The sequence below is a fragment of the Nocardiopsis sp. NPDC050513 genome (assembly GCF_044457925.1).
GTDB lineage: Bacteria > Actinomycetota > Actinomycetes > Streptosporangiales > Streptosporangiaceae > Nocardiopsis.
The window spans coordinates 164,165-187,066 of record NZ_JBITHK010000010.1; the positions used below are offsets into that span (position 1 = coordinate 164,165).

The 22,902-nt window shown below is 75.2% G+C and carries 13 protein-coding genes; 5 read left to right on the forward strand and 8 right to left on the reverse strand.

Going from position 1 to position 22,902, the window contains the following annotated elements; genetic code table 11:
- Positions 1 to 6: 6 nt before the first annotated feature.
- Positions 7 to 3,129: an ATP-binding protein gene (locus ACIBFB_RS19305; protein ID WP_397231929.1), complete on the reverse strand. Its 3,123-nt coding sequence runs from the start codon at positions 3,127 to 3,129 to the stop codon at positions 7 to 9.
- 150 nt (positions 3,130 to 3,279) lie between these two features.
- On the opposite strand from ACIBFB_RS19305, the gene ACIBFB_RS19310 reads away from it, so the two are divergent.
- Complete coding sequence (locus ACIBFB_RS19310) at positions 3,280 to 4,041, forward strand: SDR family oxidoreductase (protein ID WP_397231931.1); 762 nt, start codon at positions 3,280 to 3,282, stop codon at positions 4,039 to 4,041.
- Between the two features lie 117 nt (positions 4,042 to 4,158).
- Entirely contained in the window at positions 4,159 to 5,265 is a 1,107-nt protein-coding gene (locus tag ACIBFB_RS19315; RefSeq protein ID WP_397231933.1) for an S-(hydroxymethyl)mycothiol dehydrogenase, read from the forward strand.
- On the opposite strand, the gene ACIBFB_RS19320 is transcribed toward ACIBFB_RS19315, so the two are convergent.
- Genes ACIBFB_RS19320 through ACIBFB_RS19345 form a run of 6 tightly spaced genes read right to left on the reverse strand, consistent with a single transcriptional unit; the run spans position 5,258 to position 16,705 of the window.
- Positions 5,258 to 6,709: a hypothetical protein gene (locus tag ACIBFB_RS19320; RefSeq protein ID WP_397231935.1), complete on the reverse strand. Its 1,452-nt coding sequence runs from the start codon at positions 6,707 to 6,709 to the stop codon at positions 5,258 to 5,260. The two genes, ACIBFB_RS19315 and ACIBFB_RS19320, sit on opposite strands and share 8 nt — an antisense overlap.
- Entirely contained in the window at positions 6,706 to 7,743 is a 1,038-nt protein-coding gene (locus ACIBFB_RS19325; protein WP_397231937.1) for a hypothetical protein, read from the reverse strand. The genes ACIBFB_RS19320 and ACIBFB_RS19325 overlap by 4 nt, the downstream gene beginning before the upstream one ends.
- 1 nt (position 7,744) lies before the next feature.
- Entirely contained in the window at positions 7,745 to 8,794 is a 1,050-nt protein-coding gene (locus ACIBFB_RS19330) for a hypothetical protein (RefSeq protein ID WP_397231939.1), read from the reverse strand.
- Positions 8,787 to 11,036, reverse strand: a complete 2,250-nt coding sequence (locus tag ACIBFB_RS19335; RefSeq protein WP_397231941.1) for a hypothetical protein — start codon at positions 11,034 to 11,036, stop codon at positions 8,787 to 8,789. Before ACIBFB_RS19335 ends, ACIBFB_RS19330 begins: the two co-directional genes overlap by 8 nt.
- Before the next feature lie 10 nt (positions 11,037 to 11,046).
- Positions 11,047 to 14,202 carry a tubulin-like doman-containing protein gene (locus ACIBFB_RS19340; protein ID WP_397231943.1) on the reverse strand — a complete coding sequence of 1,052 codons (3,156 nt, stop codon included), beginning with the start codon at positions 14,200 to 14,202 and terminating at the stop codon, positions 11,047 to 11,049.
- A 37-nt stretch (positions 14,203 to 14,239) separates the two neighbouring features.
- The gene (locus ACIBFB_RS19345; protein WP_397231945.1) at positions 14,240 to 16,705 is read right to left on the reverse strand and encodes a VWA domain-containing protein; all 2,466 of its coding nucleotides are present in this window, start codon (positions 16,703 to 16,705) and stop codon (positions 14,240 to 14,242) included.
- Between the two features lie 703 nt (positions 16,706 to 17,408).
- Here ACIBFB_RS19345 and ACIBFB_RS19350 point away from each other — a divergent pair.
- Positions 17,409 to 18,764, forward strand: coding sequence for an NAD-binding protein (locus tag ACIBFB_RS19350; RefSeq protein WP_397231947.1), 1,356 nt, complete (start codon positions 17,409 to 17,411; stop codon positions 18,762 to 18,764).
- A 347-nt stretch (positions 18,765 to 19,111) separates the two neighbouring features.
- On the opposite strand, the gene ACIBFB_RS19355 is transcribed toward ACIBFB_RS19350, so the two are convergent.
- Entirely contained in the window at positions 19,112 to 20,812 is a 1,701-nt protein-coding gene (locus ACIBFB_RS19355) for a glycoside hydrolase family 10 protein (protein ID WP_397231949.1), read from the reverse strand.
- A gap of 228 nt (positions 20,813 to 21,040) precedes the next feature.
- On the opposite strand from ACIBFB_RS19355, the gene ACIBFB_RS19360 reads away from it, so the two are divergent.
- Together ACIBFB_RS19360 and ACIBFB_RS19365 are read left to right on the forward strand one after the other, a co-directional pair.
- Entirely contained in the window at positions 21,041 to 22,375 is a 1,335-nt protein-coding gene (locus ACIBFB_RS19360; RefSeq protein WP_397231951.1) for an isochorismate synthase MenF, read from the forward strand.
- Between the two features lie 10 nt (positions 22,376 to 22,385).
- The gene (locus tag ACIBFB_RS19365; RefSeq protein ID WP_397231953.1) at positions 22,386 to 22,835 is read left to right on the forward strand and encodes a GNAT family N-acetyltransferase; all 450 of its coding nucleotides are present in this window, start codon (positions 22,386 to 22,388) and stop codon (positions 22,833 to 22,835) included.
- Positions 22,836 to 22,902 lie beyond the last annotated feature (67 nt).

The window sequence follows — 22,902 nt, forward strand, 5'->3', positions numbered from 1 at the left end:
ATCGGGTCAGGGGCCCCCGTCGTCGGCCCGCGGGACCGGTCCCGGCTCCCCCGACCGCTGCGCGATCCGGTCCACGTCCACCCGTTCGGCCGCCGTCAGCGGCGCGCCCGCCCGCTCCCGCAGCCCGGCGGCCTCGGCCACGAGCCTCCCCGCCCGTTCCCCGTCCCCCATCAGCGCATGCGCGCCCGCCTGGCCCTCCAGCGCGAGCGCGACGGCGCGGGGGTCACCGCTGGCTTCGGCGGCCCCGTGCGCCTCCTCGTGCCGCGCGAGGGCGAGCCCGGAGTCTCCGCGCTGTTCGGCGACGTAGCCCAGCTGCGTGAGGATGAACGCCAACCCGATCCGTCCCGTGGCGCCGCGGTTCCAGTCCAGCCACCGGAGGAGCAGCCGTTCGGCCCGCTCCAGGTCGCCCGAGCGGCGGGCCACCAGGGCCAGTCCGGCGTCCGCGAACTGCTCGCCCAGCGTGTCCGCGTGCTCGGCCGCGATCCCCCGCGCCCGTTCGAGCAGGTCGCCCGCCCGCGCCAGGTCGCCGCGGAGCATCGACACGCGGCCCAGCCCCGAGAGCGTGCGCGCGACCACCGCCCACAGCCGCAGGTCCTCGGCGATGCGCAGCCCCTCCTCGTAGTGGGCGGCGGTCCCCTCCAGGTCGCCGAGCGCCTCCAGGACCTCCGCGGCGGCGTTGGCGGCCTGGAGCACGCCCCAGCGGTCGCCGAGGGCGCGCAGTTCGCGTTCGCCCTCCCTCGCCGACCTCAGCGCCACGTCCAACTCGCCCCTCCGATGGGCGGCCTGCGCGAGCAGGACCCGGCTGACCGCGGCGCACCACCCGTCGTGCGCCGCGAGGGCCTCCTCGTGCACCTCCCGCACGCGTCGCTCGGCCTGCCCGGTGTCGCCGAGCCCCCAGCGGGACAGTTCCAGGAACCAGGCCAGTCGCGCGCGGGTGGAGGTGTCGGGGACCACGGGCAGCGCCCGCCGGGCCTCCTCGCGGAGCCGGGCGTCCTTCGGGTCGGCGAGCGCGGCCCGCCACACCCGGGCGCACGCCCGCGCCCCGGGCCGACCGCCCGGCAGCGCCAGTGCCCGGTCGAGCGCGGCACGCGACTCGCGGCCCCTCCCCCGCAGGTGGCGGTACCAGCACAGGGCGTTGGCCAGGCGCAGGGCCAGGTCGGCGTCGGTCTCGCGCACGGCCGTGTCCAGGGCGGCGCGCAGGTTGGCGGCCTCGCAGTCCAGGCGCTCCAGCCACCGGCGCTGGTCACGTCCGCGCAGGCCCGCGTCGGCGCGTTCGGCCAGGTCGGTGAAGTGGCGGGCGTGCCGCAGGCGGGCCCGGCCCGTGGCGCCCGACGCGTCGAGGCGGTCCAGGGCGTAGGCGGCCACCGACTCCAGCAGGTGGTAGCGGGTCCCGGTCGGGTGGCGTCCGACGACCACCAGGGAGCGGTCGACGAGCGCGCCGACGGTGTCCAGGACCTGGGCGCGGGTCACGGCTCCGGAAGCGGTGCACACGGCCTCGGCGGCGGCCAGGTCGCCGCCGTCGGAGAGGACGGACAGGTGGGCCAGGACCTGGCGTTCGACGGAGCCGAGCGGTTCCCAGCTCCAGTCGATCATCGCGCGCAGGGTGCGCTGTCGCGCCGGGGCGTCGCGGCGGCCGATGCCCAGCACGGCGAAGCGGTCGTCGAGCCGGGCGGCCAGTTCGTCCGCGCTCATGTGGCGCAGGCGCGTGGCGGCCAGTTCGAGGGCCAGGGGGATGCCGTCCAGGCGTCGGCAGATCGCGGCGACGGCGGCGGCCGTGTCCTCGTCGAGCCTGAAGGACGGCTCCGCCGCGCTGGCCCGGGCGACCAGGAGCTGGGTCGCTCCGGAGCGGGCGAGCGCCTCGGGGCCGCCGGTCTCCGGGGGCAGGTCCAGCGGCGGCACGGCGAACAGCTGTTCGTCCGCCACGTCCAGCGGCACCTGGCTGGTGGCCAGGACGGTCAGGTCGGGCAGTGCCCGCAGCAGGCGGGCGGCGGTGTCGGCCGCGGACGCGACGACGTGTTCGCAGTTGTCCAGCACGATCAGGGACCGCCGCCCGCGCAGCAGCTCCACGGTCCGGTCGAAGGGGTCGGGTCCGCCCCCGTCGTCGCGCACCCCCAGCACGGCGGCGAGCACGGCGACCGCGTCACCGCCCTCCGCGAGGGGCGCGAGTTCGACGAGCCAGGCGCCGTCCGGTCCCGCCGTCGCCGCCAGCCGATCGGCCGCCGCCAGCGCCAACCGCGTCTTGCCGACCCCGCCCGGACCGGTCAGCGTGACCAGGCGGCGCTCCCCGCCCAGCGCGACCAGGCGCGTGAGCCGCTCCTCGCGGCCCACCAGGCCGTCCACGGGCGCGGGCAGGTTTCCGGGCGGCGCGTCCGCGACCGTCACACGGCCCAGGGCGGGGTCCTGCTCCAGGAGGGCGCGGTGCAGGGCGACGAGGTCGGGGCCCGGGTCGACGCCCAACTCGTCGGCGAGGCGGGCGCGCAGCCGCTCGTAGGCCGCCAGCGCCTCGCCCTGGCGGCCCGCGCCGTACAGCGCGCGGATGCGGGCGGCGTGCAGCCGTTCCCGGAAGGGGTGGCGGTCGGCGGCGTCGGCGAGCTCGGCGGCCACCGCCGCGTACTCGCCGAGCTCGATCAGGGCCTCGGCGCGCTCCTCCACGGCCGCGACCCGTCCCTCCTCCCACCGGGCCACCGCCGGCCGCGCGGTCTCGCCGTCGGCGAACTCGGCCAGGGCCGGTCCCCGCCACAGGTCCAGGGCACGGGTGAGCAGGTCGACCCTCGCGCGGGGGGCCGCGCCGTCGCGGGACTGCCGCACCAGCGCGGTGAAGCGCACGGCGTCCACGTCGTCGGCCGGGAGGAGGTACCCGGGAGCGCGGTACCGCACCAGGGCGCGGGCGCCGGGTTCGGCGCGGTCCAGCACCCCGCGCAACTGGGAGACGCGGGCCTGGAGCACGGCGGCGGGCCGCGCGGGCGGGGCGTCGCCCCACAGGGCGTCGACGAGGCGGTCGACCGTGACCATCCGCCCCTCGGCCGACAGGAGCGCCGCGAGCAGGGCGCGGACCTTGGTGTCGCGGACGCGCACGGGCTCGCCGTCGTCGGTCCACACGGCGAGTTCCCCCAGCACCCCGAATCGCATGCCCCCAACGTAGCGGCCCACGGCCCGTACCCGCGGCGGCACGGCCACCGGGCCGTAGCGGGCCCGTAGGGGATCCGTGGCGGCCGGGGACACGGTGGGGTCATCAGCCAGCGGCCGACCGGCCGCACGGACGACGGAGGAGACACGACGATGGGCGCTTACACGGGCAAGCGGGCCGTGGTGGTCGGCGGGACGCACGGCATGGGCAGGGGCGTGGTCGAGGAACTCGTCGCGGGCGGCGCGCGGGTGCTTCTGACCGGCCGCAACGAGAAGAACCTGGAGGAGGCGCGCGCCAAGCTCGGCCCGGACGCGCACGTGGTGCGCGCGGACGCGGCGGACCTGGCCGACGTCGACGCCCTCGCCGCGACGGTGCGCGAGGAGCTCGGCGGGATCGACTTCCTCCACGTCAACGTGGGGGTGTCCGGCCTCGGACCGGTCGCCGACGTCACCGAGGAGGCCTACGACTGGATGTTCGACGTCAACACCAAGGGCGCGTTCTTCACCGTCCAGCGCCTGCTCCCCCTCATCGCCGACCACGGGTCGATCGTGTTCACCACCGCGGTGACCAACGTGATGGGCGCCGCGGGTATGAGCGTGTACACCGGCACCAAGGCGGCCGTGCTCGGTTTCGGCCGCGTGCTGGCCTCGGAGCTGCTGCCGCGCGGGATCCGGGTGAACGCGGTGGCCCCCGGGTTCATCGACACCCCGAGCATGGGCGTCCCCGGTCTCACCGAGGAGCAGCGCGAGGAGTTCATGCGCGTCGGCGACGCGGCGACCCCCATGGGCCGCCACGGCACCATCGCCGAGGTCGCCCGCGCCGTGCTCTTCCTCGGGTTCGAGGCGACCTTCACCTCGGGGCAGGAGATCCTGGTCGACGGCGGCCTGGGACTGGGACTGAGCGCGCGGCTCTGATTCCGGCGGGCCGCGGGCGCGGCGCGCCGACCGGCGGACGGTTTCGGGCGCCGTGTCCCCGGGGGATGCTCACAACGCGGCGTGCGCCGCTCCCCGGCCCCGTTGGAGGTACTCCCGATGGTCCAGCGCGTACGCGGAGTGGTCGCCCGCTCCCAGGGATCGCCCGTCGAACTCACCACGGTCCTCGTCCCCGATCCCGGTCCGGGCGAGGCCGTGGTCGCGGTCCGCACGTGCGGGGTGTGCCACACCGACCTGCACTACCGCGAGGGCGGCATCTCCGACGACTTCCCCTTCCTCCTCGGCCACGAGGCGGCGGGGGTGGTGGAGTCGGTCGGCGCGGACGTGGCGACCGTGGCCCCCGGGGACCACGTCGTGCTCAACTGGCGCGCGGTGTGCGGGGACTGCCGTGCCTGTCGGCGGGGGCGTCCGCAGTACTGCTTCGCCACCCGCAACGCGACGCGGGCCATGACCCTGGAGGACGGCACCCCGCTCTCCCCCGCCCTGGGCATCGGAGCGTTCGCCGAACGCACTCTCGTGGCCGCGGGCCAGTGCACCCCGGTGGACCCGGACGCGTCCCCCGCCGCCGTGGGGCTGCTCGGTTGCGGGGTCATGGCGGGGATCGGCGCGGCGGTCCACACCGGCGGTGTGGGGCGGGGCGACTCGGTGGCGGTGATCGGCTGCGGCGGCGTCGGGTGCGCCGCCGTGGCCGGGGCCCGGTTGGCCGGCGCGGCGCGGATCATCGCCGTGGACCTGGACGACCGCAAGCTCGACCGGGCCCGCGGGCTCGGCGCCACCCACACCGTCAACGCCCGGGACGAGGACCCGGTCACCGCCGTCCGCGGCCTCACCGGCGGGTTCGGCGCGGACGTGGTCATCGAGGCGGTCGGCACGCCCCAGACCTACGAGCAGGCGTTCTACGCGCGCGACCTGGCGGGCACGGTCGTCCTGGTCGGGGTGCCCACCCCGCGGATGCGGCTGGAGCTGCCGCTGCTGGACGTGTTCGCCCGCGGCGGCGCGCTCAAGTCCTCCTGGTACGGCGACTGCCTGCCCTCCCGCGACTTCCCCGTCCTCGTCGACCTCTACCGCCAGGGCCGTCTGGACCTGGACGCGTTCGTCAGCGAGGAGATCGGTCTGGGGGACGTGGAGGAGGCCTTCGCGCGCATGCGCAGGGGCGAGGTGCTGCGGTCGGTGGTGCGGCTCTGGGATCCGCCGCCGGTCAGGTGACCAGGATCGCCACCAGGACGAGGCAGACCACGAGCAGGAGCAGCGCCGCACCCGCCGCGACGAGGAGGTGGAGAGGCGCGGTGAGCGAGATCCGCAGGTCCCGGGGCCGTCCCCGGAGCCTCAGGGCGTCCGGAACCGTGGGGTTGAGCAGGTGCACCAGCTCGTTCACGGCCTGGGCCAGCTCGTCCCCGTCGCGTGCGTGCCTGATCCGCGTCGTCAGCGAGGCCAGCTCCGGGTCCGCGCCCTGGACGCCCGCACCCCCCGGCGAGAGTTCCTCCGTGGGTTCCTCGGCGGCGCCCGGGCGCGGGGCGATCTCCTCCGTGCGTTCGTCGGGACCGGCGGGAGGCGGCGGGACCTCCTCCGTGGCCTCCTCGTCGGCCGTGTCGGGCCGGGTCCGGGTGGCGGGCTCCTCACCGGGCTGCGACCACGGCGGCGCGTCCGCGGGCGAGCGGCGGGTGGCCCCGGCTCGCGGGGGCGCGGGCACGGTCGTCCCCTCCCGCGCGGCCTTCTCGTGCAACCGCCGCATCATCCACCCGTAGCCGTCGTCGCCCCACTCCCCGAGCCGCCGGATCCGGGCCCGTTCGTCCGGGGTGAGAGGGTCGTCCTCCTCGTCGAGCCGGTTGGTCAACCACTGGGCGACGAGGCGGGCGTGGTCCTGCGGCGCGGGCGCCGCCAGGTCGACCGGTCCGTCGCCCGAGCCGGGTGGCCGGAAGGCGAGCCGGGGCGGGTCCGCGGGGTGGCCGGTGCGGTCCGACCAGGGTTCACTGGTGCTGAAGGACCAGTCCACACCGTCGAAGAGCGGATCGTTGCTCCGCCCCAGGACCCGGAAGAGCGCGCGGTACAGCCCCCACAGCAGGACGATGCGGTCCTTGTGGTCCATCGTCCTGGCGCCGTAGGCGGAGCGGACGTCGACGCGGGCGAAGGGGTTGGCCAGCACCGCCGCCACCAGGTTGACCAGGCCCGGGTGGGACAGCGCGTCCCGGTCCAGCTCGCCGTGCATCCTCCGCAGGTTCTCGGTCCGGCGGCTCGGGAGGGGCAGGGGCGGCAGCATCCCCCAGTCCTCGTGGGCGGGGGCGGCCCCGCCGAGCCCGTTGCGCGCGGCGCACAGCAGAGCCCAGGTCGGCCCCACGCCCGGGCCGACCATGGCCCGGGCGAAGCTGCCGCGGCGGTCGCGGTCCACCGACTCGGGAACGCGGTACAGCAGAGCGCCCTGCCCGTCCTCGAAGCGGCGGAACCAGAAGCCGGGCTCGGCCTCGCCGGGGGCGAACTCCGGGATGGCGACCTTGGCGAGCCGCCCGTACCAGGAGCGGAGCCGCTCGTAGTCGACGTCGCGGCGCAGTGAGGTGGACGTGGGCCCCAGGCCCTGCCCCAACAGGTTGTTCTCCCGCCACCCGAAGTGGATCTGGTGCGCCACGGGACCGCCCGCGTCTCCCGTCGCCGTCACAGCCCCACCCTCCGTGCCTCGTCGGAACCGATCACGCCGGTCATCGCCATCAGCGTCACGAAGGGGCTGAGGACGCGTTGGGGCCGCACCGGCCGGGCGAAGAGCTTCTGTCCGGGCGCGTCGGGGCCCCCGGTGGCCGAGACCGCGTGGATGGCGGACCTGCCGAACTCCGCCCAGGGGCGCAGCCACCCGTCGGCCTCGTCGAAGCGTGTGACGAAGGCGTACAGGTCGCGTGTCTCGGCCTCGATCCGGGCCGGGTCCGCGTCGGGCGGCCCGGCGCGCAGCCACCTGTCCACCGGGGGTTCGAAGCGGAACCGGTCCGCCTTGGACAGCACCAGCACGGCGGCCTTGTCCCGGCTGTTCGGCACGAGGTTGAGGATGGCGCTGAACGCGGCGTCCGGCACCCCTCTGGCCAGCTGTTCGGCGTCGACGACGAACACGAACGCGTCCGCCGCGTCGAGGAAGACCTTGTTCTCGGCCTGGCTCAGGACCGACAGTTCGTCCCCGGCCACGTCGAAGAACGCGACGGCGCGCGGCTGGCCGTCCGGGGCGTCCTGATCGGTCACCAGGAGCCCCACCTCGAACTCCCAGATGTTCTCGGCGGTGCGGTCGAGGATCTGGCCGCGGTCGAACAGCGGCCGTACCCGGGTGTTGAGGAACCGCTCGTAGCGGCCGGTGTCCAGGGCGGTGGCGAGCAGCCCGAACCCGTCCAGCCCCTGGGCCTGGACGGCGCCGATCACGGACGCCAGCAGGTGGGTCTTACCCGATCGCGGCGCGCCGATGATCGCGACGACCACCGGGTCGCTGTCCACGTAGCGGTGGGGCAGGTAGTGGACGGGGAGCCGGGACCCGTGGTTGGGGCAGCGCACGTGGGCGCCGCGCAGCCACCGGGCGCGCAGGTCGGGAGGCGCGTCCTCGGGCATCCACAGTTCGCGGTACTCACCGTCCTCCCACACCCACAGGTCGTCCCGGTCCAGTCCGACTCTGCTCAGGCACACGGGGCAGCGCGTGGCGGGGCCGTCGGCGTCACTCATCTCACCCTCCGAGGAAGAACGTCAGGGCCACCAGGACCACGACCAGTGCGACGCCCGCCGCCGCGCCGACGGCCCAGTACAGCTGTCCCGGGGGCGGGTCCGGGGCGGCGATGGGCCAGTCCTCGCTCGTCTGGCCGCCGGTGTCGGCCTCCCCGGCCGCGCGCTTGCGGCGCAGGCGCTCGTCGAAGGCTCGGTGTCCGGCGTCCAGCTCGGCGTCGACGGGGCGTCGCCGCGGGGCGCGGCCGGTGAACCGCGCCACCAGCTCGTCGGCGGTGGGGCGCAGCTCGGCTCGGTACTCGAACACGCCGTCGAGTTCGGCCGCCAGGCTCCCGGACTCCTCCAGTGGCAGCCGTGCCTCCGCCTCCACGTCGTGGCCGGTCAGGACCTGGAAGAGGAGGAGCCCGGCGGACCACACGTCGTCGCGGGGGTCGCACCGGCCGGTGCCCTCCCGTTGCTCGTGCGAGGCCCAGGGCGGGGTTCCCGCCACGGTGCGCGGCACGTCGGCGACGGTGGCGGAGGTCAGGTCGCACACCTGCACGGTCCGGCGCTCGGGGTCCCAGAGGACGGTCCCGGGGCGGATGTCCCGGTGGACGACCTCGGCCGCGGACAGCCAGCTGAGGGCGTTGAGCAGCCCGTCCCTGAAGGCGGCGCGCTCCTCGTCGAAGAGCTGCCGGCGTCCCAACAGTTCGCCGATGGGCTGGCCCGCGCGGGGCTGGACGAGTGCGAACGGCTCCACCGGGTCGTCGCGGTGCCCGACGAGCCGGGTGATCTCCGGTGGGTGGGCGCCCCGGGCGCACCGGGCGATCCGGACCCCGGCGAGGATCGCGGCGTCGAGCCGGGTGAAGGCGCGGCCCCGGTCGCGGGCGCTCCCGGAGCGGCCGACGGCCAGGCGCAGGAGGACGTTCTCCTCGCCGGCGGTCTCGACCCGGACGAGCTGGCGTGTGAGCGGGACGTTCGGGGCGGAGGGCGGCAGGTCGCGTTCGGGCGTGATCCGACAGCGGACCTCGCGACCGTCCGGGGTCCGGTAGACGGTGTCCTCGGTGTCACTCACGGGCGCCGCCCGCGTGTCCGGAGAGTCCGTCGTCGCGCACCACACCCGGGCGGAGGGGGACCAGGCGGAGCACGCCGGCCAGGTGCGCGCCCGCCGTCCACACGGTGACCCCGTGCGCGTCGGCTCGCACCGTGCCCGCGTCCGTGTCGGACCGCGTGGACGTCGTGAGGGCCCGGGGGGCGAACCGGACGCACCGGGGAGCGGCGGGGCCGGTGTCGAGCAACGCCAGGTGGGCGGGGTCGCAGAGCTGGAGCATGTGCCCGGACACGTCGTGGTCGAGCACCCGCGCGACCCGTTCGCGGGTCACCTCGCCGAGCGTCGCGCGGTCGCGGCCGGGGTCGGCGAAGGGCGGCGGTTCGTGCGGACCGGAACCGCGCAGGTGGTCGAGGAGGCCGTCGACCAGGTCGGTGGCGGACCGGTAGACCTGGTCGTGCCGGTCGACGGCACGGCCGGGGCCGGTGCGCGCCTCGTCCCAGACGGGGCCGAGCGCGGTGGTGGTCAGGTCCACCAGGTCGGCGCGCAGCACCGACTCCAGTCGGTCATCGCTCCCCTGCCCCGGCGGTGGGGTGAGACGGTCGGCCAGTTCGGCCAGGACCCGGCCGACGGCGCGCGTCGCGCTGGCCGCCGCGACCGCCGCGTCGGACAGGCGGGTACGGGCCGTACGCAGCCGTCCCTCCTCCCGGACCACTCGGTCCACCAGCCGGGACAGCTCCGCGGCGGCCGCTCCGGCGCGATCGGCGCCCAGCTCGGCGCGCCACCGGCGCAGCCGCCGCGACCAGGAGACGGCCGTCGCCGCCAGCCCCAGTCCGCAGCCGAGCAGGCCACCGGCCACGGCCGCGACCGGCCCGCTGATCGGCGCGGTCGGCCCGAGGAGGGCCGCCACCCCTGTTCCCGCCAGCGTTCCGGCCACCGCGGCGACGGCGTGCGCCCCCAGGGTGGCCGCGTGGCCGCCGAGTCCGCGCAGCCGGTGCAGTGTCAGCGCCAGCAGGGCGACCCAGGTCGCGGCGACCGCCAGCGCGACGGCCACGCCCGCCCCTCCCCCAGCCACCGCGGGCAGCAGCGGCGCGGCGAAGGCCACCGGGAGGAGTTCGGGGACGGGGACGGCCACGGGCACGGGCGGGGGCCGCCGGAAGGCGTCCACCAGGTCGTCGGGCACGGCTCGGCCGACCCCGGCCAGGGCCGCGTGCCCACCCGGGGGCCGCAACCGCGCGGCGGTCCGGTCCAGGTCGGCCGCCGCGTCGGCCAGGGTTCCGCGGTCGTCGAGGACGCGGCGGGGCCGGTCGGCGAGGGCCCGGAGGGCCTTCCCGTGCTCCTCGTCCACCGTGTCCGCGCCGCCGAGGGCGGGGGGATCGGCGCCGGTCCGGCCCGGTCTCGGGGCGACGACGTCCTTCACCACGGCTTCGGCCTCGTCGCGGTGGGCGGCGAGGGCGTCGGCCAGGCCCGGCAGGTCCTCCTCGGCCAGCCGCCTCGGTGTGGTGGCGGCCCACGGGCCGGTCCAGCGGGTGAGCGCGTCCAGGGTCGCGTCCGTGTGCGCGATCCACGCACGCAGGTCCTGGTCGTTCAGGTGCGGTCCTTCGCCGCCGGAGGAGCCGGCCGCCGCCGTGCCGCCGCCGGCGCCCTCGACGAGGTCGACCAGGCGTGCTCCGGTGGGCGCGGGCGGTCCCGGCACGGCGACCGGGCGTTCGCGGGAGGCGAGGTCGCGTGCGGCGCTGGCCAGGGCGGTGTCGACGGCGCCCGCGCCGATCTCCGATCCCACCCACAGCAGGCCGGGCGAGGCGGTCGACTCGGGCATGGACTGTCCGAGGGCGACCACGTGGTCGAAGACCTCGGGCAGGTGCAGGACGTCGATCAGCGTGTACAGACCGGCCCTGGAACCGGGCGGGGCTCCGGGGTGCGGCCGGGCCGTCCGCGACCGGTGCGCCGCCCAGTCCACGCCGGTCTCGTCGTCGACCCACAGGGTGGTGATGTCCCGACCGCCGCGCAGCAGCTCGGACCGGTCCAGGTGCGCGCCGTCGGAGCCGTGGACCGGTGCGCCCACCGCGACGCACACCACGGTCGACACGCGCCCGCTGACGAGGGCGTCCTCGTAGGCGTCGGCGTGGTCGACCAGGCGGTCGGTGTTGTCCAGGAGCAGGAGGCGGGTGGAGTGGGTCAGCGGGCTTCCGGGACCGAACCGTTCGCGGACCCTGCCACGGGCCTCGGCGAGCGTGGCACCGCGCAGGTCGAGGTGATGCACGCTCATCGTCGCGGGGTCACCTCCCCTCGTTCCGCCGCGCCACGGCCTGTTCCAGGGCGGCGAGGTTGGCGCGCAGCGGCGCGGCCGCGCCGTGGAACTCCATCGCCAGGGCGGCGGGCAGGAGATCGGTCCAGAACTCCCGGTACTGCCGGACGCGGCCCCGGTGGGAGCTGTGCAGTTCCTGGACGAGCGCGTCGAGCCGCTTGGCCTCGGCGTCGGTCGTCTCCCGCAGGGCCTGGTACACCTCGTGCGGATCCTCGGGTCTGCCCTCGACCCCGGCGGGCAGCTCGTTCATGAGCTGGGCGCAGAACTGGCGGGTGATGGCGTCCTCCCCGTTGAAGGCCCACAGCTCGTAGGCCCGCAGCAGGCTGCCCCAGGACGACGCCTCCTCCAGGGGTGTCAGGCGCAGCGGCATGGTGACGCCGCCGCCGAGGGTGAAGTGGACCTCCTCCGGGGAGCGCGGGTCTCCGACGACGCCGGCACGGCCGTTCCACATGGCGTTGAGCAGCCGGTGCAGGATGTACACCCGGTGCTCCTCGGTGGTGGCCAGGTAGTCGAAGTCGTAGCCGAGGCGCTGGCGCCACCGCAGGTGGTCCCCGGGTTGGGGGTGGTGCACGGCGTCCGACCAGTTCCGGAGGACGTCGCGGACCTCCTGGACCTCGGTGACGCTCATGCTGGTGCGGAAGAGCACGACGCTGAGCGACTCGGCGCTGACCGCCCGGAGCTCGTAGGTGGTGCCGGGGCCGCGCGGCAGGGCGAGCGACTCCATGAGGTGGTTCTCGATCTGCCCGTTGCGGCCGGGAGCGTGGTAGGTGATCAGGACGCGCAGCGGGCCGCCGCCCTGCGGGACGAACCCGGCGGGCAGGAGCCCGGCCAACTGTGCGCGGAACTGTGCCAGGTCCTCCTCCGCGACGGGGGCGTCGCCCTGCTGGGTGGCCCGGGCGAGGAGGTCGGCGAGGCGCGGCAGCAGGGGCTGCTGGGTGGGTCCCGGGTCGCGCAGGAACTGCTTGACGGCGGACTTGAGGGTCTCGCGCAGGTGGCCGACGGCCTCCTCCGGGGACCGGTCGACGCTGATGTCGTAGGCCGTGCGCCAGGCCTCGGCGCCGACGAGCACGCGGACGAGTTCGGCGTCTCCGGCGTTGGCGGGCAGCACGCCCTCCTCCTGGCGGGCCGCGGCGAGGCGGTCGCGGACCCGCCGGTAGAAGGGTTCGAGGTTCCCGCCGACCGGCGGCAGGAGGTAGGACACTCCGGTGCGCCGCTGGTAGAGCTGTTGGGCCTTGCGTTCGAAGTACTGGGGATCGCGCTGGGCGTGGTCCTCCAGCGCCTCGGTCAGGGCGGTCAGGTCGCCGCTCAGCCGCGTGGTCGCGCGGGTCCAGCGCGGCGCGTTGTTGGCCCAGGCCTCGTGCCAGAGCACCTGGTTCTGCCACTCGAACCAGCGGTCCTGGTCGGCGCGCGCCTGCACGGGCAGGGGGTCGTTGTACTTGGCCTTGACCAGACCGCCCATCCTGTCGGCCAGCGGCGGGACGGTCGGGGGCACCTGGGTGACGCCGTCCGGGGGCGGGGGGCCGTTGCGCCGGTTGTTGAGGAGGCCGAAGACGCCGAGCCGCACGACCTCGTTGGCGGCGCCGGGTTGCCCGACCACGACGCGGCGCGCGTGGAAGGGGTCCACGGCCGTCAGGAGGGCACGGGTGCCGGCGCGGTGGTCGAGGTTCTGCGCGAGTTCCGTGACCTCCCGGGCGAGGCGGGTCCGTCGCGCGGCCAGGCTGCGCTGCATGGAGTCGAGGCGGTCGAAGAGGGAGTGTCCGATGTCCTTGGCTCCGGTGGCGGGTCCGGGGTCGGAGAAGTTGCCCGCCGGGCGGATCAGCAGGGGGTGGATGTTGGCGGCGCTGAAGAAGCTCTCGATCAGGTGGCGGTCGCCCTCGGCGTCGTGCGTCGGCGCGCGCATGTCCTGCACGGCGGCGCGCAGCAGGCGGGAGGCGATGATGTCGGAGAGTTCGTCGACGGGGACGGTCATGGAGGCGACCAAGGCGGTCGACACGCCCCGGTTGCCGATCCCGGACTCGGCGCGTTCGTGGCGGAACGCGGCGCCGTTGATGAAGCTGTCGGCGAAGGACTGGTGGGTCTCGGCGCTCCCGGCCGTGTCCCCGCGGTGTTCCATCTCTGTTCCGGCCAGGGAGAGCACGAGCGAGACCACGGACCGGTGGAGGTCCTCGCGGCGGGCGCCCACGGGGCGGCTGAACAGGAAGGCGGTCTCCACGGTGGACGGCCGGATCCGGACGCGGCCCTCCACGGGGTAGTGGACGTGGACCTCGTCGCGGTGACGCGAGGAGGGTCGGGTGTCGGTGGTGATGGTGCGCCCGACGGTGCCGCCGTTCTGGTGGTCGACCAGTCGGAAGACGTCCAGCAGCGCGCGCCCGGCGTTGAGACGGGCGTGTCGGCCGCCGCCCATGCCCTCGTCGAAGGCCGAAGGCATGAGGATCAGGGGGTAGATCTTGACGTGCAGGTCGGAGCGGGCGAAGGTGTCGGCGATCAGGTGCAGGTAGTCGTAGTAGATGCCCGCGCCGGTCCCGCCCGCCACGGAGAAGGCCACGAACACGTCGCATGACCGGGGCAGTCCGCCGCCCAGGACGTTGAGGTCGCCCGCGGACGTGGCCAGCCGGTTGATGGCCTCGCCGATGGCGGCCACCGCGTGGCGGGTGCCGCCGCGGAAGGTCTCGAAGAGCGCCGCCCGTCCCACGGTCGGGAACTGCCCGGCGCCCTTGCTCAGGGGCGCGACCCGGGGTTCGCCGTCCGCGGGCGGCAGCCAGGGGGCGACGGCCTCGCCGGCGCTCAACCGCAGCGAGCGGGCGACCTCGGGGTAGGTGTGCGCGCTGGGGACGAGGTCGTGGACGTAGTGGGCGGTGGCCTCGACCGCCTGGAGGTGCTGGCTGCCGGGCACCACCTTCTCCGGGATCCGGTCCAGCTCGGAGTGGTTGACGTCGGCGTAGACGAACTGGACGCAGGAGGGCAGCTGGTAGGGCAGCAGGTTCCCGCCCGGGCGCCGTTGCTGGAACTCGGTGCCGTCGGGTCCGCACAGCTCGTCCCGCAGACGACGTTCGAGCTCGGCACCGATGAGGCAGCCGGTCCCGCCGAGACCGACGTAGAGCATCGGCTGGTAGAGCTTCATCGTCATGGGTGGGGCCCTTCGGAATGTCGGGGGTCGGGGATGTTCAGATCCACACGTCCTTCTCGGCCGAGCGGGGGCCGTCGTCGCCGGGGCCCGGCGGACGCCCGTTCCGGGCGGTCCTCACGCGGCGTCCGTCGGGTCTGGGGCCGCGTCCCGCCCCCCGGCGGGAGTCGCTCACGTGGATCCCCAGGCGGCCGTGGACGGCCTCGCTCAGCGCACCGATCCGCAGGGGCAGCACGCGGCCGTCGGGGGAGCGCAGGCGCACACGCTCGGGGCCGTCACGGGTCACGGTGAAGTGCGGCTCGCGGGGACGCGCGGGGTGCTCCAGGCGGGGGTCGGCGCCGTCGGCCCTGATCACGAAGGGGAACTCGGTGGACCGACCGCCGCTGAGGGCGCGCAGGCCGTTCCCGACCGGCTCACCGTCGCTCCGCCGGAGTTCGACGACGAGCCCGCGGACCTCGGCCGCCCTGAGCCGCAGGTCGCGCCAGACGAACAGGGCCACGCCGCAGACGACGGCGAGCACCAGCAGGGCCGTCCACGCCCACCAGTACCGCTCCAGGAGGCCGGGAGGTTCACGGACCTGCACGTGGAGGGGTTGGGTGGCGCCGATCCAGGTCCCGGCCACGTCCGTGGCGACGACCTCGAGGGTGCCCGCGCCGGGGGATCCGACCCCGACGATCTCATAGGTGAAGGCAACGGGGTCGCCCGTTCCGCCGGGTTCCGCGGTCACGGTGGCCGGGGTGAGCCGGGCGTCGACCCCGGCCGGGGCGTTGAGGGTGAGCGCGACCTCCTCGGCCTCCGTTCCGTTGTTGGTGACGGTCACCTCACCGGCCCCGCTCATGCCCGTCCACAGCTCACCGGGGACGTCGTCGAAGGCGACCGCCGCGCCGAGCGGGGGGCCGCCCCGGGCGATGCTGAGCGAGAGGGTCCGCTGGTCGGCGGCCACACCCGGGCCGCGGACGGTGCCGGTCAGGTGGAGCGTGCCCTCCTGGTCGGGGAGGGTGAGCACCCCGCTGAACTCGCCGTCGCCGGTGGCGGGGTCGGCGCCCGCGCCGTCGTCGCGGACCTCGACGGAGCTCCCGTCCAGGCCCAACCCGTCGGCGGTCAGGGCGAAGTCGAGCGCCTCGAAGGCCTCGGGGTCGGTGATGACGTCGTCGTCGCGGGTGCGCAGGGTCAGATGGACGTCGAGATCGCCGCCGGGGGCCTGCTCGCCGCCGTGGGTGAGGGTGGCGCGGATGCGGCCCTGCCACTGGGCGGTGGCGGTCACCAGTTCTTCGCCGCCGCCGGGCGGGGAGGTGAGCCGGACGGTCCAGGCGCCCGGGCGCGGGTAGCCGATGTGGAGGACCTCGACGGCGCTGTTGCGTCCGCTGTGGCTGATGGCGGACCCGTCGTACTCGTCCTCGCCGAGGGGGACGGTGACGCCCGCGGGGTCGACGTACTCGACGGTGATGGCGGGGTCGTTCTTGTTGACGACCAACGTGCCCTCGGTGGCGATGACCGGGATCTCCACGGTCAGGTCGAGCCCGTCGCCGGGGCCGAGGACGTCGCTGTCGGGTTCGCCGAGACCGGAGCAGGAGGCGGCGGCCAGGGCCTCCTGGAGCGAACGGACGACGTCCTCGGAGGATTCGGCGACCCGTGCGGTGGGGCGGGCGACCTCCTGGCTCTCGCAGGAGCGGTCGTGGCCGGAGGCGGCCATGTCGTCCAGGCGGTCGCGGTCGATCCGGGAGCCGAAGCCGAGCGGCCAGATCTGCACCCGGTCGTCGCGGGCCCGGGCGAGGCGGTCGTCGAGCGCGTCCTCGGCCCCCTCGCGGCGTTCGGCGGGGGTGTCGCCGTACTGGTCGTTGCGGGGGACGTCCAGGGTGCCGTCGGTGAGGAGGAAGACGATGCGCATGGCGCCGTCGGGACCGTCGTCCAGGTGCTCCAGCGCCACGCGCAGCGCCTCGGCGTGGTCGGTGTCGTTGCCCTCCTCGGACTCGCGTCGACGCAGGTCGGAGACACAGTCGGCGAGGTATTGGCGACCGGTGCCCTCGTCCACGACGGTGGGTCGGCACACGTCGCGGGCCGCGCGGAGCGTGCTGCCGCCCTCGATGTCGCTGCCGAAGCCGACCACGGTGACGCGGGAGCCGGGGTTGTTGATGCTCTGGGCGATGGTGGAGGCGGCCTGCGTCTCCTCCTCGACGTCGGCGTCGCTCAGGCTGCCGGACTCGTCGACCAGGACGACCACGTCCAGGGGGCGGTCGGCGTCGGAGCCCTCGGCGGTGTCCGCGGACTCGGCGCTCTCGGAGCCCTCCGGATCGGAGGCCGGGTCGGCGGGTTCGTCCTCGGTCTCCTGGTCGTCCTCCGCGGTGGCGGCCGCGGACGCCGGGACGTGCGCGTGGGATGCGAACGGGGCAGGCGCGAACCCACTGGTCGTGAGGACGAGAACGGCGGCGGTGAGGGGGGCGACGCGGCGGGCGATCGCGGAGATCCCGTGGGAGCACGCCTGGCGTGCCGGCCGAACCGAATCCAATCAGCCCCTCCTCGCCCGGAACGGAATGTCCTTCCGCGCGCTTTCTCGCGTAGGGGGATTTTACGGTTTCCGCCATACCCCATCAAATCAAGAAAGGTTCCAGAGATACGCATGTTAAGGAAGTCTGCCATTGAGACCGAAAATCACGTGTTCCACGTTTTCAGCTGATCATCCCCATGGCGACTATCGGAATACTTCATGCCCAGAATCGACCATAACGGGGAACCTGGGTGTTCCGGGGCGTGCGTGAAACCCACCAGTCCACGGGAGGGCTCGGGGACCGCGCACGGGTGGTTCGTCCGGACCACCGGGTGGACGGCCACCCCGCCGCACGGCGCCGTGCGCACCCGGACTCCGCGCCCGGGGTCTCGGAACGGCGATCGCCGCGGCCCTCCCACCAGGGACGGCGTGCGTGGGCCACGGACACACCCGGCACGACCCCGCACGGGTCTCCGATGACACCGGTCGCTACACTGTGGCCCCAGACGGCAACCTCATCCTGGTTTGTCCAGAATTCCGTGGTTGCCTCCCCTCCCTGCCGGTCACCGCTCGACGCTCGCGCCAGCCGGGCGCGCCGATCACCGATCCCACCCCGGCCCGCCGCGCACGTCGGCGCACAAGCGCGGGCCGTCGCGCGTCACCCGATCACCACGACACCGGTGGGTCGGTCCACCCGACCGTCCCACCAGGGATGAACCGACCCATGAGCCAAGAGCACGCCTCCGTCCAGCACCGCTCGTTCGTCATCGTCGGCGACACCAACCTGGCCCGCGGGGTGTGCGCGTCCCTCCAGGAGGAGACCTACGCCGTCCAGCACCTCGTCCTTCCCGGGGACGAGGAGCTCCGCTCGGCGATGGCGACGCCCCACGACGCCGTCGCGGTCCTGCTGCACGACGACGCCGCCGCCCTGCGGTACGCGCTGGCAGTCGCGCACATCGCCTCCGACATTCCGATCGTCGTGACCATCTTCGACCGGACCGTGGCCGACGAGCTGCTCCGGCTGCTCCCGCAGTGCCACGTCACGTCTCCGGCCGATCTGGTGGCCCCCGCCCTGGCCGGACCGTGCGCGGACGCCGGACTCGTCGCGCTGTACGGCGAGGCGCGCTCGGCGCTGGCGGTCCGGACGACCGACGGGGGCACGCCGGTCGCCGAGGAGTGGACGGGCGGACGCACGGGCTGGCGGTCCTGGTGGGGCCGGCTGGCCGGGCAGCTGCGCTCCTATGATCCGGGCACCCGCCTCATGCTCGGGGGCCTGACCGGAATCGTCGCGTCGCTGCTCTGCGACTGGGTGTGGCTGCTCAGCCTCGGCCACCCGCCCGCCCAGGCCCTCTTCGACGCCGCCCGTGTCGTCGCCGCGGTCGGACCGGCGACCGCCGCGGAGGACTCGACCGCCTACCAGCTGGTGGCCAGTGTCCTCATGCTCGGCACGATCGTGTTCACCGCCATGTTCACCGCCGGTCTCATCGAACGCATGCTCGGCCCTCGGCTGGTCGGGCTGATCGGGTCCCGTACCGTCCCCCGTTTCGGACACGTGATCGTCGTCGGCATGGGCCAGGTCGGCCTCCGCCTGTGCTGCGAACTGCGCCGCCTCGGCATCCCCGTCGTCGGCGTGGAACGGGACCCGCGCGCACCGAACGTGCGCCTGGCCCGGTCCCTCGGCATCCCGGTGGTGGCCGGACACGGCGGTGACCGGGCCGTCCTCGAACGGCTGCGGCTGCGCCGCGCCCGGGCCCTGGCCGCCGTCGGCTCCGACGACCTCGACAACATCGCCGTCGCCATCGCCGCCCAGGGCATCTCCCCGGGAACCAGGGTCGTCCTGCGGGCGGGCGAGCACGAGGCGATCGCCGAGACCCGCTCGCTCCTGCCCCTGGGCACGATCCGCGACGTGACCAGCCTGTCCTCCGCCTACGTCCTGGAGCGGCTCCTGCGCGGCCGGGCCACCGGCGTCGTCGCGCGCCGGCACGAGGTGTTCGTGCGCCTCCCCGACGGCGCCTTCGCCCTCTGGCCGCTCGCCGCGCGCCGGGGATGCGCGCACGTGGACGCCGCGGTCTCGGTTTGACGTCCTCTCCCGGCTGGGGCCGGGAGAATCCGACGTCCTGTGCCCACAGGCCGTCGGTGGTCGACGCCTCCTCGCCCGGGTACCCCCGAAGGCTCCGCGTCCTGGCACCCGCAAGGTCCTGGGGCGCGTTCCTCGTCGTCTCGGAGGCGACGTCGCACGCCGCGTGGGTGTCCGCGTGACCGGACCAGCCGCACCTGGGGAGATCAGTCGCGCGGTACAGCAAGGCGCAGGGACGCACCGGGCCGCGACCCGAAGGGCGGTGGGGCGGTTCACCACCCGCCTGAAGGCGGGCGCACTCTCGCCGAGGACTCCGGTAGGGGCGCCACGCCCGTGCCCGCCGGACGCCGCTACCCGCGCACGCGGGCGATCGCGCTGACCGGCCCCTGGCTCCGGAAGACGTCCAGGGCGGTGACGACGTACCCCCCGTCCCCGACCGGGGCCGCGTCGGTCAGCGACGTCCCGCCGGTGACGCCCACGAGGTCCTCGGGCTCCGGGCCCGGGCACGCCCCGGGCCCGTCCGCGGAGGCCGCACCGTCCGGGGCGACCCGGTACACGGCGTAGAAGCGGGCGTCCTCGACCGGTTCCCACTCCACGTCGACCCGGTCGCCGTCGGCCCGCGCGGCCACGGCCCCGACCCGCCCGGTCAGCGGTTCGTGGCCCTCCGCCGCCGTCCCCGGCGGGAGCGCCGGGTGGGGGTAGTGGGTCTCGGCCAGGCGCGCGTAGGCCTCGGCCGCGTTCTCCCTCAGGCTCCTGATGGAGAAGTAGACGTCCCCGGCGACCCGGGGGTCCTCCCCGGAGTAGTCGAGCTGCGTGCTCAGCGCGTCCTCGCCGCGCCAGCCGTCGTCGCCCACCCGGTAGGCGGCCTGCCCGATGTACAGGTCCACCCCGGTGCCCTCGACCTCGTCCGCCCACCAGTCGGTCAGGACCTCGTAGTCCGCGGTGTCGAACCCCCGGTCCCAGTACAGCTGCGGGGCGACGTAGTCGATCGTGCCGTCCTGGATCCAGGCGCGGGTGTCGGCGTACTGGGCGTCGTAGGACTCCAGCCCGGACGTCCGCGAGCCGGAGGCGTCGCTGTCCCGGTTCCGCCAGATCCCGAACGGCGAGACGCCGAAGCTCACCCAGGGCTTGGCCGCCTGGATGCCCTCGTGCACGTCGGCGACCAGCCGGTCGACGTTGTCGCGCCGCCAGTCGGCGCGGTCGTCGAAGTCGCCGCCGTACTCCTCCCACGTGGCGTCGTCGTCGAAGGCCTCGCCCGGCTGGGGGTAGGGGTAGAAGTAGTCGTCGAAGTGCACTCCGTCGACGTCGTAGCGTTCCACGACGTCCAGGACGACGCCGGTGACCCAGGCGCGGACCTCGGGCTCGCCGGGGTCGAGGTAGGCCTCCTCGCCGTGCTCGACCACCCAGTCGGGGTTCTCCTCGGCCGGGTGCCCCTCGGCCAGGTTCGCCAGGTCCGGATCGAGGAAGCCCACCCGGTAGGGGTTGAACCAGGCGTGCAGCTCCAGGCCGCGCTCGTGGGCCCCCTCCACCGCGTACTCCAGCGGGTCGTAACCGGGGTCGCCGCCCTGTTCGCCGGTCAGGTAGCGCGCCCACGGCTCCAGGTCGGACTCGTAGACGGCGTCGGCGGTGGGGCGCACGTGCAGGAACACCGCGTTGAGCCCCAGGCCGGCGGCGTCGTCCAGATAGGCGTCCAGTTCCTCGCGCTGCTCCTCGGCGGACAGGCCGGGTTCGGAGGGCCAGTCGATGTTGCGGACGGTGGTGAGCCAGGCGCCGCGCATCCGGCGTGCCCCCGGGTCCGCCTCGCACGCCTGGGGCGCGGCGGAGGGCGGCTCCGCCCCGTCCGCCGCACCGGACCCGGTCGCGCCCGCCGCGGCGGAGGAGGCGTCCGAGGGCGAGGGGCCGGACGGCGGGACGGCGCCGGCCTGACCCGTGCCGTCCGCGGTGTCCGCGGAGGACGAGCATCCCGACAGCAGGGCGGCTGCCGCCACCGCCGCCGCGATCCACCGCGCCGCCGCACGCGGCGCGGCCGCCACCCGTGCCCGCACGCCCATGTCCACGCTCCTCCGTGCCCCGCGTCACGCCGCCGTCCGCGGCGCGCCGGACATCAGAGTAGGGGAAATCGTCAAGGTTCGGACACGATTCGACCAAGCTGTGGACAACCGGGCAACCCCTCCGGATACGGGCGCTCCGGCCCCGCCGGTGCGGCGCCGCCCCGGCCCCCCGCGACGTGCGGCCGGACCCGGCGGGGAGTCCCGGACGACCTCCTAGACTCGGTGTCCGTGAACGCCCTCCTGAGCCCTCCGAAACTGTTCGTCCGCACCGTGTCGCTGCGCGACGGCGCCGGAAGCCTGGTGCGCCGCCTGCCCGCCGAGGCCCCCCTGGCCTGGCTGACCGGTGAGGACGGCATCGTGGGCTGGGGCACCGCCGCGCGACTGGACGTCGCCGGCGCCCCCGCGGGCACGGACCCCACCGACACCGACCGCTTCACGCGGGCGGCGCGCTGGTTCGCGGAGCTGTGCGCGCACGCCGTCGTGGAGGACGAGGTCGGCCTGCCCGGGACCGGGGCGGTCACCTTCGGCACGTTCACCTTCGCGCCCACCTCGGACGGTTCGGCGATGGTCGTGCCCCGCGTCCTGGTGGGCAGACGCGGCGGTCGCGCGTGGGTGACCACCGTGGCCGACGAACCGGGCGCCCGCCCCGAGGACCTCCTCCCCCCCACCCCGGCCCCGCTCCCCGTCGGCCCCGTCTCCTGGACCCCCGGGTCCCTCAGCCGCCGGGAGTGGATGGACGCCGTCGCCGGAACGGTCGACCGCATCCGCTCCGGCCCGCTCGACAAGGCGGTGCTGGCGCGCGACGCCGTCGCCGAGGCCGAGGCCCCCATCGACGTGCGCACCCTCCTGGAGCGCCTGCGCCTGCGCTACCCGAGCTGCTTCACCTTCTCCGTCGACGGCATGGTCGGCGCCACCCCCGAGCTGCTGCTGCGCCGCGAGGGCGACCGGCTGACCTCGCTGGTCCTGGCCGGAACCCGACCGCGCGGACGCGACGCCGCCGAGGACCTCCGGCTGGGCCAGGACCTCCTGGCCTCGGCCAAGGACGTCGAGGAGCACGGCCTGGCAGTGGACTCCCTGCGCACCGCGCTGGCGCCGCTGTCCCGGGAGCTGTCCGTCCCCTCCGTTCCCGAGCTGCTCGCCCTCGCCAACGTCCAGCACCTGGCCACACGCGCGCACGCCCGCCTGGCGGCCGGAGTGTCGGCGCTGGACGCGGCGGCCGCGCTGCATCCGACCGCCGCGGTCGGAGGGACCCCCACGGCCGCGGCCATGCGCCTGATCGCCGAGGTCGAGGGCATGGACCGGGGCGGCTACGCGGGCCCCGTGGGCTGGCTGGACGGCGCGGGCAACGCGGAGTGGGGGATCGCGCTGCGCTCGGCCCGCGTGGAGGGCTCCCGCGCCCGGCTGTTCGCGGGCTGCGGCATCGTCGCCGGGTCGGACCCCGCCTCCGAGCTGGCCGAGACCGAGTCCAAGTTCCGGGTGATGCGCGAGGCCCTCACCGACCCCGCCGGGGAGGGGCCGGCCGCGTCGGCCCCGGGACACGCGCGCGTAACACGGCGGCATTAACCTGCGTCCCATGCGCACCGACGTAGTCTCCTGGGACGATCCCGACGCCACCCGTCTGAGAGCCCTCCAGCGAACCGAGATCGCCGAGCGGTACGGCACCCCCGACTCCGAACCGGGCACCGCCCCGTCCGCCGAGGACATCGCAGTGTTCGTCCTGGCGCGCGACGGCGACGGCGCCCCCGTGGGCTGCGGGGGCCTGCGCGACCTGGGCGACGGCAGCGGCGAGGTCAAGCGGATGTTCGTCCTCCCCGAGCGGCGGGGGACGGGCGCGGCACCGCTGGTGCTGGCGGCTCTGGAGGAGTGGGCGCGCGACCGGGGGTGGAAGCGGCTCCGACTGGAGACGGGCGACCGCCAGCCGGACGCCGTGCGGTTCTACAGCAGGTCGGGGTACGAGCCCATCCCGAGGTTCGGCGCCTACGCCGACTGCGCGTCCTCCCTCTGCTTCGAGAAGGTCCTCTAGCCTCGGGTTGTCCACAACCGCGTGATCGGTCTGTCACCGCCCGTCCCTCTCGGGTCATCATGAATTG